The sequence below is a fragment of the Mycobacterium sp. NPDC004974 genome (assembly GCF_053600815.1).
Genome location: NZ_JBSGAQ010000003.1, coordinates 364,832 through 381,784, shown reverse-complemented (window position 1 = coordinate 381,784; position 16,953 = coordinate 364,832). Strand labels below are relative to the sequence as shown.

Sequence of the window (16,953 nt, the reverse complement as noted above, 5' to 3'; positions counted from 1 at the left end):
CCAGGTAGATCACCGCACGCTCAGCGGAAGCTGACGTAACCGGCGCACCAACAGGCTGGGCTGCCATTCGGCGTCGCTTGCCGGATGGATGGTGTCACCGGTGGACAGTAGGGCCGAGATCACGATGCGGGCTTCGAGGCGGGCCAGTGCCGCCCCGAGACAGAAGTGCCCGCCCTTGCCAAATGCCACGTGATGCTTGATGTTCGGTCGTTCGAGCCGGAACTCGTTCGGAGCGTCGAACACCGCTTCATCCCGGTTGGCCGCGCCCCACAGCAGCAGTAGGTGGCTGTCCGCGGGCACCGCGATGCCTGCCAGTTCGGTATCGGCCAGGACATGCCGGTAATGGCCCCGGAACGGGGACTCGAACCGCAACACCTCTTCCAGGAACGGCGCGAGCAAGGCGGGATCGCGTCGCAACCGCTCGGCGAGTTCGGGCTGCCGACTCAGGATCCAGACGGCGCTGCCGATCAACGACGCGGTCGATTCCGCGCCGGCACCGACCAGCTGGATCAACATCAACACCGCCACCTCCGGGGACACCCGTTCGGCCGCGCAATAGGCGGCCAGGTCTCCCAGCAGGTTTTCTCCTTGATTTGCCGAAGCTTCGCCGAACCGTTCGGCGAGGTACCCGCCCAGCTCGACGGCCGCGATGCCAGATGCGGTCAGCTGGTCGGCATCGACCAACCCGTCCAGTAGTTGCGTACTGGCGTAGGCCCAGGTCACCAGCCGGTCCACATCCGCGGCCGGCAGTCCCAGCAATTGCGCGACCACCAGCATCGGCAACCGGTCGGCCAGCGTCGACATCCACTCGAACTCTCCGCGGGCCCCGGCCAGCAGGTCGGCGGTGATGGCCGTGATGAACGGCTCCAGTTCGGCGATCCGCTTGGCCGCCATTCGGGGCAGCACCATCTTGCGGTGGGCGGCATGTGCCGGATCGTCGGCGGTGGCCAACACATGCACGGGGTTACCCGGTTCGCCCATGCTGAACGGGGAAACGGTGCCGTCGGGCTGGGACCACATGGTTGCGGTGAGATTCGACGAGAAGTCCTGGGAACGTGCGGTGGCCTCGATCACGGCGTCGAATGACGTCACCGCGAAGAACTGGGAGTCGCCGACTTGCGCGACCGGTGCATGCGCACGTAGCCGGTCATAGAGCGGATACGGATCCTGCAGGCAGGTCGGTTCGAACAGTTCGTGAGCCAGAAGCATTTGCCCAGGTTGGCTGGCGATTCCGGGGGAGTCAACGATGCCCGGACAGGTTGATATTCGCTGCCGGGGCTCACGGCGCGAACGTGTCTCAATGTGGGCCGGTGACCTGCATATAGGGTGCGAATTATTCGCAGTTCTGTCTCAGCATGCGATAAATTCGCAGGTATGTCTCCCGGGCGTGCGGACTGGTTGGTCGGGGGCGACCGGCGTGCCCAGGCTGCCGAGCGCATCTACACCGCGGCGGCCGAGATGGCGGCCCGCGACGGGCTCGACGCACTGGACATCGATGCGCTGGCGGCGCGGGTGCACTGCTCGCGCGCGACGGTCTACCGGCATGCGGGCGGCAAGACGCAGATCCGCGACGCCGTGCTGGCCCGGTTGGCGGCTTCGATCGTGGAGGAGGTCCGTCGAGCGGTCGACGGACTGACCGGATCGCAGCGGGTGTTGACCGCCATTACCGTTGCACTGCAACGCATTAGAGCCGATCCAATGTTCGATCTGCTGCTCGGCTCGCTGCGAAGCGGGGGTGGGATGGCGGATCTGACGCAATCGCCGGTGCCCGCCGCGTTCGCCACGGAACTCACCGGGCTGGGTGAGGACGACCCGGCGGCTGCGGCGTGGATCGTGCGCCTGGTGCTGTCGCTGCTGGTCTGGCCTGGGCCCGACGAGGCTACCGAGCGGCAGATGCTGAAGCGCTTCGTCGCCCCGGCGTTCGGTGCGGCTCAGGCCTAATCGGCGTGGCGGACACACCGAAAACCGATGTGGCTCATGCCCGTATCCACCATCTGGGGCCGCCGTGCGGCTGGGCGGTACCGCATGCAGTAGCTGTCGGCGCACAGGAATGAGCCACCCTTGATCACCCGGCGCCCGATCTGGAACTGAGGCTGGTTCGGGTCGTAGGTCTCTGCGGCACAGCACGGCGTGGTGGCCCGGTCCTCGCCGTACCAGTCCGTGGTCCACTCCCAGACGTTGCCGGCCATGTCGAACAGGCCGTAGCCGTTGGGTTCGAAGCTGCCGACCGGTTTCGTTGTGCCATAACCGGTGTCAGGCAGGTAGGGGAACTCACCGTGCCAGTAGTTCGCCAGGCGCTGCCAGGGTTGCTCGGGCTCGTAGCCCCACGTGTATGCCGCACCGGCGATCCCGCCGCGGGCCGCGGTCTCCCACTGGGCCTCGCTCGGCAGTTCCAGTCCGGCCCAGTCCGCATAAGCCACGGCATCGTCAAAGGCGATGTGCACCACCGGATGCTGCTCGCGTCCCTTCAGGGACGATCGCGGCCCGCGGGGGTGATTCCAGCACGCGCCCGGCGTCCAGGCCCACCACTGGTTGATATGCCGCAGGTCCACCGGACCCGAGGTGCGCTGGAACACCATCGAGCCGGGAACCAGGTTTTCCGCCGGAGCGCCCGGGAAGTCGTCTGGGTTCACCGGACGTTCGGCGACCGTGAGATAGCCGGTGGCGTCCACGAATTCGGTGTAATCGGCGTTGGTCACCTGTTGACGCTGGATCCAGAACCCCTCGGTGGCGACCTCCCTGGCCGGCGCCTCCTCGGGGTAGTGCGCGTCAGAGCCGAGGACCGCCGTCTGTGCCGGAATCCAGACCAGATCGGCTGATGTCATGCGTCGAGTCGACCACTTCGGTGCAGACTCAGTCAAAGACCGTCGTCCAATCGTCGCGCATACTCGCCACCGTCCAGCCACGGTCGGCGGCCAGTCCCAGCGCTTTTTCGGCTCCTGCGGTGTAATCGAATTCGCGTTCGGCGTCGTCATGACGCACCAGCAGACCCAACGACGGGCCCGTGCCGCCGCCGGCGTACTCCAACATCTGGATATCGCCGTTGGAGTTGCCCGCCGCGAAGATCGGCCGACGCCCGACGCGCCCCCAGATGCGCACTGCCTTGACCGGACCGTCATTGAGGAACTCCGGTGTGGCCGTGGTCTTGAGCTGACCGTCGACGAAATCCAGCCCCACCGAACTGCCGATCACCCGCTCCGGCGGGATGCCGTACATCGACTCTGTCACCGGGCGCATGAAATCACGGCCGCCACCGGAGGTGATGTAGTTCGTGAAGCCGTTGGCCTCCAGGTAACGCAGCAGTTCGACCATCGGCTGATAGCCGCACGCGGTGTACGGCCGGTTCAGTGTCGGGTGCTGCGCCTCGGCGAAGAACGCCGCGATCCGGTCCGCGTGATCCTCGACGGTCAGTCCCGCGTACGCCGAAAGTACGCCGCCGGCAAGGACTTTCAGGGCCGAATCATCACCGTTGTAATGCTTGGTGACGGCATCCCCGAACCAGGCCAGATCGCCGGCGGCCGCAGCCTGATACGGCTGCTCGGCTGCCAGCGCCGGCTCGGCGGCGGCCTGCTCGGCCAGCCGGCGCACCAGGAAGTCCAGCTGGATGTAGGCCGGCTTCTCACACCACAGGGTGCCGTCGTTGTCGAAGACCGCGACCCGGGCTTCCGGCGCAACGAAATCCGGACCGTCGGTGGTGACGCGGCCCACGAAGTCGACGATCGCCGACTTCGTGGGTCCCTCGGCCCAGGAAAGCAATTCCGTCACCGCCTAGCCGCCGCCCGTTGCGAGGAACTTCTTGAGTTCGTCCACGGCGTGATTGATGGTGAACGAAGCCGGCTCCTGGCGCGGCGGGAATTCCTTGAAGGTATCGAGGAACTGCGTCACGATCGCGGAGCCATAGAACATGAGGAACAGGCGGTCGATCATCCAGTCCCAGTAGGTGTTTGATGTAACGTCCGCACGCTCGAAGGGGTCGGTGCGCAGATTGAACAGCTTGGGCGCACGCAACTTGGTGAACGGCTCGAACCATACCTGCAGGGTGCCCTGGCAACGTTGCTCCATGAACACGATCTTCCAGTTGTCCGCTCGGATGCCCAGCACGTCGCCGTCGTCGGAGAAGTAGATCATTCCGCGGCGCGGACTCTTCTCCACCTCGCCGGTGAGGTATGGCAGCAGGTTGTACCCGTCGATATGGACCTTGTACTCGGTCTTTCCATCGGCCCCGGCCGTATGGCCTTTCTTCAACTTCTCGACGATATCCGGGTCGCCCGCCACGGCCAAGAAGGTGGGCAGCCAGTCGTGGTGCTGCACAATCTCATTAGAGATTGCGCCCGGCTTGATCTTCCCGGGCCAACGAATCATCTCCGGAATGCGGAACGCGCCCTCCCAGTTGGTGGCCTTCTCACTGCGGAACGGGGTGGTCGCACCGTCCGGCCAGGAGTTCGCGTGTGGGCCGTTGTCTGTCGAGTAGATGACGATGGTGTCCTCGGCGATACCCAAGTCGTCGACCAGGTCGAGAAGTGTGCCGACGTTGCGGTCGTGGTCGATCATGGTGTCGTGGTACGGGGACTGCCAGCGGCCGGCTTGTCCCCGACTCTCCGGCTTGGTATGAGTCCGGAAGTGCATGTGGGTCAAGTTCATCCACACAAAGAAGGGGGTGTCGGCTTCGTGCTGGCGCCTGATGAAATCGGCACACGCGGAGGTTGTTTCGTCATCGACGGTCTCCATCCGCTTCTTGGTCAGCGGTCCGGTGTCCTCGATGCGCTGCTTGCCCACCGGCCCGTAGCGCTCGTCCACCTCGCCGGAGTCTTGGTCGGTGGCCCAGGAGTGAATGACGCCTCGGGGCAGCAACGCGGCCCGCATCTTCGGGGCTTCCTCGGCGGTGGGGTAGTCCTCGTGCTCCGGTTCCTCCTCGGCGTTGAGGTGGTACAGGTTGCCGAAGAACTCATCGAATCCGTGTGCGGTGGGTAGGTACTTGTTCAGGTCGCCGAGGTGGTTCTTGCCGAATTGCCCGGTGGCATAGCCCAGTGGCTTGAGCAGTTCGGCGATCGTCGGGTCCTCGGCCTGCAGTCCGACGTCGACGCCGGGCATGCCCACTTTGCTCATCCCGGTGCGGTACACGCTCTGACCGGTGATGAACGATGCCCGGCCCGCGGTGCAGCTCTGTTCGCCATAGGAATCGGTGAACAGCATGCCTTCGTTCGCGATGCGGTCGATGTTCGGCGTGAAGTACCCCATCATGCCGCGGCTGTAGCAACTGAGGTTCCAGATGCCGATGTCGTCGCCCCAGATGACCAGGATGTTCGGTTTTCCGTTCGGCATGACTCAGTCCTTCGCTAGAAACTCGTGCAACTTCTCGACGGCTTGATCCACGCTGAAGCTGGCCGGTGCGTGCCGAGGCGGGAAGTCCTTGAACGTCTCAAGGAACTTCGTCGCCATTGCGGTCGCGTAGAACACGAAGAAGTCGTGCCGCAGCAGCCATTCGTAGTACGTGTTCGACGTGATGTCGGCGAACTCGTACGGGTCGGTGCGCAGGTTGAACAACTTCGGCACCCGCAGCGGGGTGAACGGCTCGGCCCAGACCCGCAGGGTGCCTTGGCACCGCTGTTCGGCGAAGACGATCTTCCAGTTCTCGAACCGCAGCGCCACCAGGTCCCCGTCGTCGGAGAAATAGAAGAACCCACGCCGCGGGCTGGTCTCCGCCTCGCCGGTCAGGTACGGCAACAGGTTGTACCCGTCGATGTGAACCTTGTACTCGGTCTCCCCGTCGGCACCGGCTTTATGGCCCGTCTTGAGCTTCTCCGCGATGTCGGGATCACCGGCGGCGGCCAACAGGGTGGGCAGCCAGTCGTGGTGCTGGATGATCTCGTTCGAGACCGAGCCGGCCTTGATCTTTCCGGGCCAGCGGATCAGCTCGGGAATCCGGAAAGCGCCCTCCCAGTTGGTGTTCTTCTCGCTGCGGAACGGAGTGGTGCCGCCGTCGGGCCAGGTGTTGCGGTGCGGGCCGTTGTCGGTGGAGTAGATGACGATGGTGTCCTCGGCGATACCGAGCTCGTCGAGCACGTTCAGCACGGTGCCGACGTTGCGGTCGTGGTCGATCATCGTGTCGTGGTACGGCGACTGCCACAGCCCGGCCTGCCCACGGCTCTCCGGCTTGGTGTGGGTGTAGAGGTGCATGTGGGTGAAGTTGCACCACACGAAGAACGGATTGCCTTCCGCATGCTGACGCTTGATGTAGTCGACCGTGGAGTCGGCGATGTCCTCGTCGATGGTCTCCATCCGCTTGGTGTTCAGCGGGCCGGTGTCCTCGATGGTCTGCTTGCCGACGGGCCCGAACTTCGGGTCGTCCGGTTCGGTGGACACGTCGGTGGTGGCCTTGCACTTGAGCACGCCACGCGGTTTGGCCAGCTGGTAGAGCCGCGGGTACCGATCCTCGTGCGGGTAGTCGAAGTTCTCGGGTTCTTCCTCGGCGTTGAGATGGTAGAGGTTGCCGTAGAACTCGTCGAAACCGTGAACGGTCGGCAGGTATTTGTTGAGGTCGCCGAAGTGGTTCTTGCCGAACTGGCCGGTCACGTACCCGAGCGGCTTGAGTAGCTCGGCGATGGTCGGATCCTCTGCGGCCCAACCGATGTCCACGCCGGGCACACCGACTTTGCTCATTCCGGTGCGATAGACGCTCTGCCCACTGATGAATGCCGCGCGGCCGGCGGTGCAACTTTGCTCGCCGTAGGAGTCGGTGAACCGCATGCCCTCGCTGGCGAGGCGGTCGATGTTCGGGGTGTGGTAGCCCATCAGGCCGTCGCTGTAGCAACTCAGGTTGCTGATGCCGATGTCATCGCCCCAGATCACGAGAATGTTCGGCTTGCCGTTTGGCATGTTGCAGTCCTCCTGTCGATCCCCGACTTTTTCGTCTCTGGCCGACGGTATGTGGTTTCGCCGGCCACCGGTGGGCTTCTCGACGCTTCTCAGCCGATATTTACCGACGCGCTCGCTTTGGGACCGGGGCGTCGATCGGAGTCCATCGTCGAATTTGCCATCTCCTTCGATATTCTCGTTGTTCGGCGGGCGTATTGCCTTGTTGCCCAAACAAATATCCGTTCAGGAACGCCGACACGAACATCGGTTGACCGGCAGATGGCCTCGAATCTTGGCCCAGGCTGGCTATTCTGTCGGAATCGTGGGTTCGTCCCGTGCCGACTGTCCGGCCGCCGTCTGCGATTGCTCTGATTGCCGTGGGAGCATCGCCGATGATTACGTGCGCCATTCGGGTACGAATCATTCGCGGAAACGTAACGCAATGGGTTCAGGGGGGATCCATGAGCAGATTCACCGAGACGATGTATGCAAACGCACATGCAAGCACCAGGGGGATGGTGACCGGTGAACCCCATGCGCCGGTTCGGCATACCTGGGAACAGGTACATCAGCGGGCGCGTCGGGTCGCGGGCGGCCTCGCCGCGGCAGGCGTAGACCGCGGCGACGCGATCGCGGTGCTGGCCGGACTTCCGGTCGAGGTTGCGCCTACCGCCCAGGCGGTCTGGATGCGTGGCGCCAGCCTGACCATGCTGCACCAACCCACCCCTCGCACCGACCTCGTGAAATGGGCTGCTGAAACGGCCGAGGTGGTCGGAGCCATCGACACCGACACCGTTGTGCTATCCGAGCCATTTCTGGGTGCCGAGCCCGTGCTGGCCGAGCGCGGGCTGGCCGTTGTCACCATCGAGCAGCTGCTCGGTACGGAGCCGATCGACCCGGTGCACGTCGACGAGGACGACCTGGCGCTGTTGCAGCTGACGTCGGGCTCCACGGGGCCTCCCAAAGCGGTCCAAATCACCCACCGCAACCTGCATTCCAACGCTGAGGCGATGTTCGTCGGCGCCGAGTACAACCTAGACAGCGACGTGATCATCAGCTGGCTGCCGCTGTTCCACGACATGGGGATGACCGGGTTCCTGACAGTTCCGATGTACTTCGGTGCGGAGCTGGTCAAGATCACGCCAATGGATTTCCTGCAGGACGCGTTGCTGTGGGCGAGGCTCATCGACAAGTACAAGGGCACGATGACCGCCGCGCCGAACTTCGCCTATGCACTGTTGGCCAAGCGGTTGCGCAGGCAGGCCCAACCCGGCGAGTTCGACCTGTCGACGTTGCGATGGGCGCTGTCAGGTGCCGAGCAGGTTGAGCCGGCCGACGTCGAGGATCTGTGCGCTGCAGGCAAGCAGTTCGGCTTGCGACCAGAAGCGATTCTGCCGGCGTACGGCATGGCCGAGACCACGGTCGCGGTTTCGTTCTCGGAGTGCAACTCCGGCCTCGTGGTCGATGAGGTGGATGCCGACATCCTGGCGACGCTGCGACGTGCGGTGCCGACGAAGAACGGCAATCGTCGCCGGTTGGCGACACTGGGCCCCTTGCTGAGTGGGCTCAAAGCCCGCATTGTCGACGAGGACGGGAAAGTGCTTCCGGCCCGCGGTGTCGGAGTGATCCAGGTCCGCGGCGAATCACTGACCCGGGGCTACACCACGGCGGCGGGATTTGTGCCCGCACAGGACGAGCGGGGCTGGTACGACACCGGCGATCTGGGCTACCTGATGGAGAACGGCCACATCGTGGTCTGTGGCCGGGTCAAGGATGTAATCATCATGGCCGGGCGGAACATCCATCCGACCGACATCGAGCGTGCTGCCGGTCGCGTCGATGGCGTGCGACCGGGTTGTGCCGTTGCGGTGCGACTGCATTCCGGGCGTTCGACGGAGTCCTTCGCGGTCGCAGTGGAATCGAGTGCGTTCGATGACCATAGCGAGGTCCGCCGCATCCAGCATGCCGTCGCCCATCATGTGGTCACCGAAGTGGATGCACGGCCACGCACGGTCGTCGTCCTACCGCCGGGAGCCATCCCGAAAACACCGTCGGGCAAGCTTCGTCGCGGGTTCGCGCTGTCCCTGGTCGGCCAATGACTCGCCAAACTGTTGGCATCCTCGCCGTGCCCGGCGCACAGTTGTAGGTGGAGGTGTCCGACATGTACGACAAGGATCTGACCAACAAGTGGCTCGTCGAGATCGAGTTCTCCGAAGACGAGGTCCACACCCATGCCTCGGTCCGGGCACAGGTGCGCGACGACACGATATCCACCACCGGAGACGCCTACCGGAACCCCAAAGACCCCGGCGCGCCGATGATCGGTGAGGAGATCGCGGCGGCCCGCGCGCTCATCTCGCTGGGCACCGAACTACTGCATGCCGCATCGGCACGGATCGAACAGTCCACGCACCATCCGGTGCACCTGTACCGCTGAGGGGAGACCCTACGCGGTGACGGACTGCTTGGACCCGGACTCCATCTGGTGGAACAGGTCGACGTAGTAGGGCATGCACTCGGTCATGGCCTGCTCAGTGGTGAACAGCGGCTTGTAGCCCAAGTCGCGTCCGGCCTTGGCGATCGAGAAGTAGTTGTTGAGGTAAAGCCGTTCCACCGCAAGGGGTTCGATCAACGGCTCGGGGAGGGCGAACTTGAAGTGCAGCCACTGCCAGGCCATCATCACCTTGTGTACCAGCTTGCCGGACACGTAGAACGTCGGTAGCTTCCGGCCGCACGCCGCGATCACCGGGCGGGCGAACTCGAACATGTTCATCGGTTCACCGTCGTTGATGAAGTACGCCTGACCGGGTGCGGTGCCACCGGGGACCAGGTGCTGGCCGGCCAGGATGAACCCGTGGATCAGGTTGTGCACGTAGGAGTTGTCGAGCTTGATGTTCTTGTTGCCGACGAGCACCTTGACGTGTCCGGCCAGAACGTTCTCGAACACCTTGCGGAACATGGTCTGATCGCCGCGGCCCCAGATGCCGCTGGGCCGGATCGAACACGTCAGCATGCCCTGCTCGCCGTTCTGGGAGAGCACGAACTTCTCGGCCACGACCTTGGTCTCGGTGTACAGGTCGTTGAACCGGGTGGTGTACGGCATGGTCTCGTCACCGTTGACGATGTCCTGTCCGCCCATCACCACGCTGTTGGAGGCGGTGTAGACGAAGCGCTTGACGCCGGCGGCCTGGCCCGCGTGCACCAGGTTCTTGGTGCCCTCGACGTTGACGGCGAAGCTGCGCTGCCGGTACTCCTCAGTGACCGAGGCGCCGCCCATCAGGTCGATGATCGCAGCGGTGTGAATGATCGTGTCGATGTCCTTGACGGCGTCGGCCACGGTCTCCGGGTTGCAGATGTCGCCCTCGATGACCTCCAGGCCGGCGTGATCGCCCAGCGGCGACGGTGCGCGGTCGAACGAGCGCACCGCGTAGCCGCGGTCGAGCAGCTCGGTCACCAGGTTGGCGCCGACGAAGCCGGAGCCACCCGTCACCAGGACGCGGCCGAGTTCAGTGGTCAGAGATGCGTCACCCATGCTGGGCAGCTTAACTGAAACAGGTTCCAGTTTCGACCGGGATCGGCAAAAATAGTTGCTGCATCAAGATTCTTCGGACTCGCGCGCGGCCAGGGCCTGCTCGACCCGCTGCCGCGCTCCAGCTAAGTGTTCTTCGCAGCGTTGTGCCAGCTTCTCGCCACGCTCCCAGAGATTCAGCGAAGCGTCGAGATCCAGCCCACCCTGCTCCAACTGCTGCACGACGGCGACCAATTCGTCGCGGGCCTCTTCATAGCCCAATTCACTAATAGGCTTCATGCTCACATCCTCTACTCGCTGCCGTCGCTGACAGCCGAGATCACTCCGTCGGACACCCGCACTCGCAGCCGGGTGCCGTTCGGGGCGTCGGCCACTGAACGTAGAACCGTCGGTGCCCCCGACTCCGGGACCGCCTGGACCACCGCATAGCCGCGGGCCAGCGTCGCCGCCGGGCCGAGCGCGGTCAGCCGCGCCGACAGATGGCCGACGGTGTCGGCCCCCGCGGCGATCAACCGGGTGATATCGCGTTGGGCGGTGGCCCGGGCCCGGGCGATCTCGTCTGCCCGCGCGGTGAGACCGGCGAGAGGTTGCGCGAGTACCGGGCGGCTGCGCAACTGCTCCAGACGGTGCTGCTCGCGGTGTACCCAGTTGCGTAGTGCGCGGGCGCTGCGCCGGTGCAGATCGGTGATCAGCGCCTGTTCGGCGGCCGCATCGGGCACGATCCGCTTGGCCGCGTCGGTCGGGGTGGCCGCGCGCACGTCGGCGACCAGATCGGACAGGGGAGTGTCGGGTTCGTGACCGATCGCGCTGACCACCGGCGTGCGGCAGGCGGCGATGGCCCGGCACAGCGTCTCGTCCGAGAACGGCAGCAGGTCCTCCACGCTGCCGCCGCCGCGTGCGAGGACGATCACGTCAACGTCGGGCATAGCGTCCAGTGCTGCTAAAGCGTCGACGATCTGCGGAACCGCGTTGGGCCCCTGCACGATGGTGTTGCGGATCGCGAAGCGCACCGCGGGCCAGCGGGTACCGGCGACCGTGGTGACATCACGCTCGGCGGCCGAGGCGCGGCCGGTGATCAGACCGATGGTGTTGGGCAGGAACGGGATTGGCCGTTTGAGTCGCGGATCGAAGAGTCCTTCGGCCTCCAGTAGCCGGCGCAACCGCTCGATCCGGGCCAACAGCTCACCGATGCCGACCGCACGAATCTCGCTGACCCGCAACGAGAATGTGCCGCGACCGGTGTAGAAATTGGGCTTGCCGCAGATGATCACCTGGGTGCCCTCGGTCAGCTTGACCGGGGCGTTGCGCACCAGGTCGCGCGGGCAGGTCAGCGTCAGCGACATATCGGCTGCCGGATCCCGCAGCACCATGAAGACGGTCTTGGAGTCCGGGCGGACCTTGAGTTCGGTCAGCTGCCCCTCGACCCATACCGTGCCGAGCCGGTCGATCCATTTTGCGACGCGGGTCGCCACGGCGCGGACCGGCCAGGGGTTTTCCGGTGATTGGCCCGGTTCGGTCACTTCGCGGTCGCGCGGGTGATCCTGTTGGCGAGCAGCGTCACGAACGGTGCGCGGGCCCGGCCGGCCTCCTCGTAGGCCAGCAGCGCCTCAAGGTCGGCCACCCGCAGGGCGGTCAACCGCGCGCGCAGCTGCGCCAGCGTCAGCGCGTCGTAGCCGAGTTCGCCCGCGACGTCGGGTGCTGCACCTGCGGCGGTCGCACCCCCGGCCTTGCCGTTCGTCGAGCCGGCCGACTCGGGCTCTCCGGTGCTGTACAGGGCGAACCGGCCCTCGGTGCGCCGCTCGCCGTCGCCGGCTGCCGGCCCGTCGGCGTCGTCCTTAGAGTCGGGGTCGGACTCGAAATCCTCGTCGAAGGTGGCCCACTCGGGCTGCTCGTCCTTGGGCGGAAACAGCTGCTCGAGTGTCTCGTCGCCCTTGACCACCAGCTCAGCGAGGTTCTGCTGGACATGCATGACGAGGTTGGCCGCCTGGCTGGCCACCGTCATGGGGTAGGTCAGGATCGTCTGAGGCAACTTGCGGGTTTCTTCCAGGGCGGTTGCTGCCGCACCCACCAGCAGCCGGACCCCATACGGTGCAGTTCCCATGGCCCACAGCCTACGGCTGGCTCGGCGCTGCGGTGGGCCCGTACCCTGGAGACATGCCGCCGACAATCAACATGGGTATCCCGGGTGCCACCAGCTCGGTGAGGTCAGGCGGTGGTTCGCAAGTCTCCGGCAAACGGGTCCTGCTGGCCGAGCCTCGTGGGTACTGCGCCGGTGTGGACCGCGCCGTCGAGACCGTGGAGCGCGCCTTGGAGAAGCACGGCGCTCCGGTCTACGTGCGCCACGAGATCGTGCACAACAAGCACGTGGTGGAGACGCTGGCCAAGGCCGGCGCGGTATTCGTCGACGAGACCGACGAAGTGCCCGAAGGGGCGATCGTGGTGTTCTCGGCGCACGGTGTGGCGCCGACCGTGCACCAGACCGCTGCCGAGCGCAGCCTGCAGGTCATCGACGCCACCTGCCCGCTGGTCACCAAGGTGCACAACGAGGCCAAGCGGTTCGCCCGCGACGATTTCGACATCCTGCTGATCGGCCACGAGGGCCACGAAGAGGTTGTCGGCACCGCCGGTGAGGCGCCCGACCACGTCCAGGTCGTCGACAATCCGGACGCGGTGGACAAGGTCACGGTGCGCGACCCGGACAAGGTCATCTGGTTGTCGCAGACGACGCTGAGCGTCGACGAGACCATGGAGACGGTGCGCCGGCTACGCGAGAAGTTCCCGACATTGCAGGATCCGCCGAGCGACGACATCTGCTACGCCACGCAGAACCGTCAGGTGGCCGTCAAGGCGATGGCTCCCGAATGCGAGCTGGTGATCGTGGTCGGTTCGCGCAACTCGTCGAACTCGGTGCGGTTGGTCGAGGTGGCCCTGGGCGCCGGCTCGCAGGCTTCACACCTGGTGGACTACGCCGAGGACATCGACCCGGCCTGGTTGGAGGGCGTCACCACCGTGGGTGTCACTTCCGGGGCATCGGTGCCCGAGGTGCTGGTGCGCGGTGTGCTCGAACGGCTGGCCGAGTACGGCTATGGGACCGTGCAGCCGGTCACCACGGCCAACGAGACGTTGGTGTTCTCGCTGCCGCGTGAGATCCGCCCGCCGCGCGCCTGATCGGCGTCAGGCGTCGACCAGGCGTAGATCAGTCGTCGTGATCCGAGGAGTGGCGGCCCCTGGCCGCTGCACCCTTTGACGAGCGAGGCCGCATGCGGTGCTCCACCCGGTGGTCCTCGTCCTCAGAACCGCGGTAGCGCACCCGCGACACCGGATGGTGCGTCGAGCGGCCGGAACCGTTGGGTGCCTGCTTGGGCTGCTCGAAGGAATCCTCGAACGGCTGGTAGTCGTCGAATCGGCGGCGCGGCCGCTGCGGCCGCTCATGTGGGGCGTCGAACGAGCCGGTGTCACGGCGCTCCGGCGGCGGCTGCTTGCGCGGGTCGCGCGGCTGGGTCCGCACCCGCCGGCGCGGCTCGCCGCCTCCCGGCTCGGCTGAGCGCGGGGGCCTGGGCCGCCGCGGCCGCTCGGGCATCGCGCCGTCGAGTTCGCTGCTGAGATCGCTGTCGGCGCCACGGGTCGGGCGGGGGCGCGGCGCTGCGGTGCGCTTGGTCGGCCTGCGCTCGCCGCGGGGCCGCCCGGAGGCCGCTGCGGCTGCCGCTGCAGCACCCGTGCCGGGCTCTGCGCCGGCCGGACGCCGGCGCGGGGGCCGTTCGGATGGGCGCCGCCGTGGCGGGGCATCGGCCGCGTCGTCCTGCCGGGCCGTCCGCTCCCGGCGGGTCGACGCGGTGGCGGGTTTGCGGAGAACCAGCCCGGAAAGTTTCGCTGTGACGGATGACACAATTCCCGCGGCGGGCGTGGCCTTGGCTGTTTCGGCCGTTCTGGAGTCGGCCGTCCCATCTGCTTCGGCTCCACGACGGGATGTCAGACCGACGTACCACCGGCCGAGTCCGATCAGCAGCACTGCCGCTGACAGGAACAGCATCAGCGGGAAGCGTTCGATCAGTGGATATCCGCAGTTGATCGCGAGGTCCTTCACCCCGGCCAGCTGGCCGCCGTGGAACAGGAAATAGGACCCGGGAACGGCGACGAAAAGGATGAGTGGGGGCTGGATCACGGCCGTGAACAGACCGGCCTGCTGGACCACCAGAACAGCCAAAATGCAACCGAGTGAATAGCAGACCGCGAACACCGAACTGAGCTCGCGATTGCCCGAACCGGCATCGAAAGCAAAGCCGATCGCGGTAGCCGTGATCGCAATCAGCACAGCTCCCCACCACGGCACACCGGCGAATTGCGGGTGTACAGAGCGATGGTCAGCCGGCACTGCCGACTGTGCGCGCTGTCCTGACACACGTAGACCGTACCGGCTCAGTCTGGCCGCGTGCTGCCAGCTCGCGCTGGCGTGCCCGTCACACCCGCCTAGACTGTGGTCCCTGTGAGCCTGAACCTGGGAATCGTCGGTTTGCCGAACGTCGGAAAGTCGACTCTGTTCAATGCCCTGACACGGAATGACGTGTTGGCGGCCAACTACCCGTTTGCGACCATCGAGCCCAATGAGGGCGTGGTTCCGCTGCCCGATCCCCGGCTCGACAAGCTCGCCGAGATCTTCGGCTCGGAGAAGACCGTGCCGGCCCCGGTGACGTTCGTCGACATCGCAGGCATCGTCAAAGGCGCCTCAGAGGGCGCCGGCCTCGGCAACAAGTTCCTCGCCAACATCCGCGAGTGCGACGCCATCTGTCAGGTGGTGCGCGTGTTCGCCGATGACGACGTGGTGCACGTCGACGGGCGGGTGGATCCGCGCTCGGACATCGAGGTGATCGAGACCGAGCTGATCCTGGCCGACATGCAGACGCTGGAGAAAGCGGTGCCGCGCCTGGAGAAGGAAGCCCGCAACAACAAGGAGCGCAAGCCGGTCCTGGACGCGGCGGTCGCGGCCCAGGCGGTGTTCGACGACAGCAAGACGCTCTTCTCCACCGGCAAGGACTGGTCGGTGCTGCGTGAGCTGAATTTGATGACCACCAAGCCGTTCCTGTACGTGTTCAACGCCGATGAGTCGGTGCTCACCGATGCGGCGAAGCAGGCCGAGCTGCGTGCACTGGTGGCCCCGGCCGACGCGGTGTTCCTGGACGCCAAGATCGAATCGGAATTGATCGAGCTCGATGACGAGTCGGCCAACGAGCTGCTGGAGTCGATCGGGCAGACCGAGCGTGGCCTGGACGCACTGGCCCGCGCCGGCTTCCACACCCTGCGGCTGCAGACCTATCTGACGGCCGGGCCGAAGGAATCGCGCGCCTGGACCATCCACCAGGGCGACACCGCTCCCAAAGCGGCCGGCGTGATCCATACCGACTTCGAAAAGGGCTTCATCAAGGCTGAGGTCGTGTCGTTCGACGATCTCGTCGAGGCTGGGTCGATGGCGGCTGCCAAGGCCGCGGGCAAGGTCCGGATGGAAGGCAAGGACTACGTGATGGTCGACGGAGACGTCGTGGAGTTCCGCTTCAACGTGTAAGGGGCATGTTGTGTTCGGAGAGCTGGCAACGCAAGTCATCCTCAGCGGGCAGTTGGTGTGTGCGACTGATGACGAGGTGGCTACTGTCCAGCGGCATCTGTCGCGCCACATCGACTTGACGCGTGCCGAGCAAGGATGTATTTCGTTCGAGGTTCACCGCACCGACGACCTCTACGTCTGGCAAGTTGACGAGCGGTTTGTCAACGATGCAGCATTCGATGCGCATCAGGCACGGGTTGCCACGAGCGAGTGGGGTCGGGTCACTGCGGGAATCGAACGTCGATACTCGATCCGTGGAACATCGCAATGACTCCTTGGAGGGTTGGCGCAGATGTTTTATCGGCCATGGAATCTGGTGGAGTTCCGCTTCAACGTGTAGCCGGGCATGCGTCGAACGTGGGGATGTGCACGCAGTCCGCGCGGTTTTCGTGCCCAAGCCACACGCTCGGTCCTAACGCCGTTTGCCGGTCGTTACTATCGCCTTCTTGTGACGACATCGACCAATCACCTCGCCGGGATAATCGCCGCCACCGCCGATGCGGTCGCGGCAAACGAAGCCAATGCGAAGGTGGTGTTCCGGGCAGCCGCGCAGGCGCATGGCGCGGTGGCCAGCTCGGTCACGCTGGGGCAGTACCGCGTTGAGGTGGACGAGCCGCCGGCGTTGGGTGGGGAGAACAAGGCCCCGAATCCGGTCGAGTTCTACTTGGCCTCACTGCTGTCCTGCCATGTCGTGACGTGGCGGTTCTGGTCGGAGAAGCTCGATATCGCAGTGGACGACATTTCCGCGCGTGCCGAAGGCGACCTCGACGTCCGTGGCTTCTTCGGACTGGACGAGGGTGTGCGGGCGGGTTTCGGCGAGATCCGGGTGATGGTTAAGGTGACCGGGCCGGAATCCGAGGAACGCTACCGCGAGCTGCATGAGGCCGTCGAGGCGCACTGCCCGGTGCTGGATCTGACCCGGAATACGACGCCGGTGCGCGCGACGTTGGAAGTCGGGTAGTCCTCGCATAGG

General features: G+C 65.5%; 17 protein-coding genes. 7 read left to right on the top strand and 10 right to left on the bottom strand.

Going from position 1 to position 16,953, the window contains the following annotated elements:
• Positions 1 to 9 precede the first annotated feature (9 nt).
• Positions 10 to 1,209 (bottom strand): cytochrome P450, encoded by a 1,200-nt coding sequence (locus tag ACWEFV_RS09995; RefSeq protein ID WP_450070050.1) that lies wholly within the window; start codon positions 1,207 to 1,209, stop codon positions 10 to 12.
• A 165-nt stretch (positions 1,210 to 1,374) separates the two neighbouring features.
• On the opposite strand from ACWEFV_RS09995, the gene ACWEFV_RS09990 reads away from it, so the two are divergent.
• Complete coding sequence (locus ACWEFV_RS09990) at positions 1,375 to 1,941, top strand: TetR/AcrR family transcriptional regulator (RefSeq protein ID WP_450070049.1); 567 nt, start codon at positions 1,375 to 1,377, stop codon at positions 1,939 to 1,941.
• On the opposite strand, the gene ACWEFV_RS09985 is transcribed toward ACWEFV_RS09990, so the two are convergent.
• From ACWEFV_RS09985 to ACWEFV_RS09970, 4 genes are read right to left on the bottom strand one after another with little or no spacing between them, the layout of a single operon-like run.
• Positions 1,938 to 2,825, bottom strand: coding sequence for a formylglycine-generating enzyme family protein (locus ACWEFV_RS09985; protein WP_450070048.1), 888 nt, complete (start codon positions 2,823 to 2,825; stop codon positions 1,938 to 1,940). The two genes, ACWEFV_RS09990 and ACWEFV_RS09985, sit on opposite strands and share 4 nt — an antisense overlap.
• A 28-nt stretch (positions 2,826 to 2,853) precedes the next feature.
• A complete protein-coding gene (locus ACWEFV_RS09980; protein WP_135457532.1) occupies positions 2,854 to 3,765 on the bottom strand; it encodes an HAD family hydrolase in 912 nt (303 codons plus the stop codon).
• A gap of 3 nt (positions 3,766 to 3,768) precedes the next feature.
• Positions 3,769 to 5,322 (bottom strand): arylsulfatase, encoded by a 1,554-nt coding sequence (locus tag ACWEFV_RS09975; protein WP_450070047.1) that lies wholly within the window; start codon positions 5,320 to 5,322, stop codon positions 3,769 to 3,771.
• 3 nt (positions 5,323 to 5,325) lie between these two features.
• Positions 5,326 to 6,876 (bottom strand): arylsulfatase, encoded by a 1,551-nt coding sequence (locus ACWEFV_RS09970; protein WP_450070046.1) that lies wholly within the window; start codon positions 6,874 to 6,876, stop codon positions 5,326 to 5,328.
• A gap of 440 nt (positions 6,877 to 7,316) precedes the next feature.
• On the opposite strand from ACWEFV_RS09970, the gene ACWEFV_RS09965 reads away from it, so the two are divergent.
• Complete coding sequence (locus ACWEFV_RS09965; protein ID WP_450070045.1) at positions 7,317 to 8,954, top strand: fatty acyl-AMP ligase; 1,638 nt, start codon at positions 7,317 to 7,319, stop codon at positions 8,952 to 8,954.
• Positions 8,955 to 9,016: 62 nt separating this feature from the next.
• Positions 9,017 to 9,292 carry a DUF1876 domain-containing protein gene (locus ACWEFV_RS09960; RefSeq protein WP_450070044.1) on the top strand — a complete coding sequence of 92 codons (276 nt, stop codon included), beginning with the start codon at positions 9,017 to 9,019 and terminating at the stop codon, positions 9,290 to 9,292.
• A gap of 9 nt (positions 9,293 to 9,301) precedes the next feature.
• Here ACWEFV_RS09960 and ACWEFV_RS09955 read toward each other — a convergent pair whose 3' ends face one another.
• The 4 genes from ACWEFV_RS09955 to ACWEFV_RS09940 all read right to left on the bottom strand — a co-directional run bounded on the left by ACWEFV_RS09955 (position 9,302) and on the right by ACWEFV_RS09940 (position 12,485).
• Positions 9,302 to 10,387, bottom strand: a complete 1,086-nt coding sequence (locus ACWEFV_RS09955; RefSeq protein WP_135457525.1) for a 3-beta-hydroxysteroid dehydrogenase — start codon at positions 10,385 to 10,387, stop codon at positions 9,302 to 9,304.
• Between the two features lie 63 nt (positions 10,388 to 10,450).
• Positions 10,451 to 10,663, bottom strand: coding sequence for an exodeoxyribonuclease VII small subunit (locus ACWEFV_RS09950; RefSeq protein WP_135457523.1), 213 nt, complete (start codon positions 10,661 to 10,663; stop codon positions 10,451 to 10,453).
• Positions 10,664 to 10,674: 11 nt separating this feature from the next.
• Entirely contained in the window at positions 10,675 to 11,904 is a 1,230-nt protein-coding gene (gene xseA, locus ACWEFV_RS09945; protein WP_450070043.1) for an exodeoxyribonuclease VII large subunit, read from the bottom strand.
• Positions 11,901 to 12,485 carry a lipid droplet-associated protein gene (locus ACWEFV_RS09940; protein WP_450070042.1) on the bottom strand — a complete coding sequence of 195 codons (585 nt, stop codon included), beginning with the start codon at positions 12,483 to 12,485 and terminating at the stop codon, positions 11,901 to 11,903. Before ACWEFV_RS09940 ends, xseA begins: the two co-directional genes overlap by 4 nt.
• A gap of 53 nt (positions 12,486 to 12,538) precedes the next feature.
• Between ACWEFV_RS09940 and ACWEFV_RS09935 the strand changes: the two genes are divergently transcribed.
• On the top strand, positions 12,539 to 13,552 hold the full coding sequence (locus ACWEFV_RS09935) for a 4-hydroxy-3-methylbut-2-enyl diphosphate reductase (protein ID WP_135457516.1): 1,014 nt from the start codon (positions 12,539 to 12,541) through the stop codon (positions 13,550 to 13,552).
• A gap of 28 nt (positions 13,553 to 13,580) precedes the next feature.
• Here ACWEFV_RS09935 and ACWEFV_RS09930 read toward each other — a convergent pair whose 3' ends face one another.
• Positions 13,581 to 14,783, bottom strand: coding sequence for a DUF6542 domain-containing protein (locus ACWEFV_RS09930; protein WP_450070041.1), 1,203 nt, complete (start codon positions 14,781 to 14,783; stop codon positions 13,581 to 13,583).
• An 84-nt stretch (positions 14,784 to 14,867) separates the two neighbouring features.
• Here ACWEFV_RS09930 and ychF point away from each other — a divergent pair, with 84 nt between their 5' ends.
• The 3 genes from ychF (at position 14,868) to ACWEFV_RS09915 (ending at position 16,941) form a co-directional block, all read left to right on the top strand.
• Positions 14,868 to 15,941 (top strand): redox-regulated ATPase YchF, encoded by a 1,074-nt coding sequence (ychF, locus tag ACWEFV_RS09925; RefSeq protein WP_450070040.1) that lies wholly within the window; start codon positions 14,868 to 14,870, stop codon positions 15,939 to 15,941.
• A gap of 10 nt (positions 15,942 to 15,951) precedes the next feature.
• Positions 15,952 to 16,251 (top strand): putative quinol monooxygenase, encoded by a 300-nt coding sequence (locus tag ACWEFV_RS09920; protein WP_450070039.1) that lies wholly within the window; start codon positions 15,952 to 15,954, stop codon positions 16,249 to 16,251.
• Between the two features lie 177 nt (positions 16,252 to 16,428).
• Positions 16,429 to 16,941 (top strand): OsmC family protein, encoded by a 513-nt coding sequence (locus ACWEFV_RS09915; protein ID WP_450070038.1) that lies wholly within the window; start codon positions 16,429 to 16,431, stop codon positions 16,939 to 16,941.
• The last annotated feature ends 12 nt before the right edge of the window (positions 16,942 to 16,953 follow it).

Coding starts and splice junctions, on each gene's coding strand:
- ACWEFV_RS09995 (WP_450070050.1), bottom strand. CDS start 1,209: ATGCTTCTGGCTCACGAACTGTTCGAACCGACCTGCCTGCAGGATCCG.
- ACWEFV_RS09990 (WP_450070049.1), top strand. CDS start 1,375: ATGTCTCCCGGGCGTGCGGACTGGTTGGTCGGGGGCGACCGGCGTGCC.
- ACWEFV_RS09985 (WP_450070048.1), bottom strand. CDS start 2,825: ATGACATCAGCCGATCTGGTCTGGATTCCGGCACAGACGGCGGTCCTC.
- ACWEFV_RS09975 (WP_450070047.1), bottom strand. CDS start 5,322: ATGCCGAACGGAAAACCGAACATCCTGGTCATCTGGGGCGACGACATC.
- ACWEFV_RS09970 (WP_450070046.1), bottom strand. CDS start 6,876: ATGCCAAACGGCAAGCCGAACATTCTCGTGATCTGGGGCGATGACATC.
- ACWEFV_RS09965 (WP_450070045.1), top strand. CDS start 7,317: ATGAGCAGATTCACCGAGACGATGTATGCAAACGCACATGCAAGCACC.
- ACWEFV_RS09960 (WP_450070044.1), top strand. CDS start 9,017: ATGTACGACAAGGATCTGACCAACAAGTGGCTCGTCGAGATCGAGTTC.
- ACWEFV_RS09955 (WP_135457525.1), bottom strand. CDS start 10,387: ATGGGTGACGCATCTCTGACCACTGAACTCGGCCGCGTCCTGGTGACG.
- ACWEFV_RS09950 (WP_135457523.1), bottom strand. CDS start 10,663: ATGAAGCCTATTAGTGAATTGGGCTATGAAGAGGCCCGCGACGAATTG.
- ACWEFV_RS09940 (WP_450070042.1), bottom strand. CDS start 12,485: ATGGGAACTGCACCGTATGGGGTCCGGCTGCTGGTGGGTGCGGCAGCA.
- ACWEFV_RS09935 (WP_135457516.1), top strand. CDS start 12,539: ATGCCGCCGACAATCAACATGGGTATCCCGGGTGCCACCAGCTCGGTG.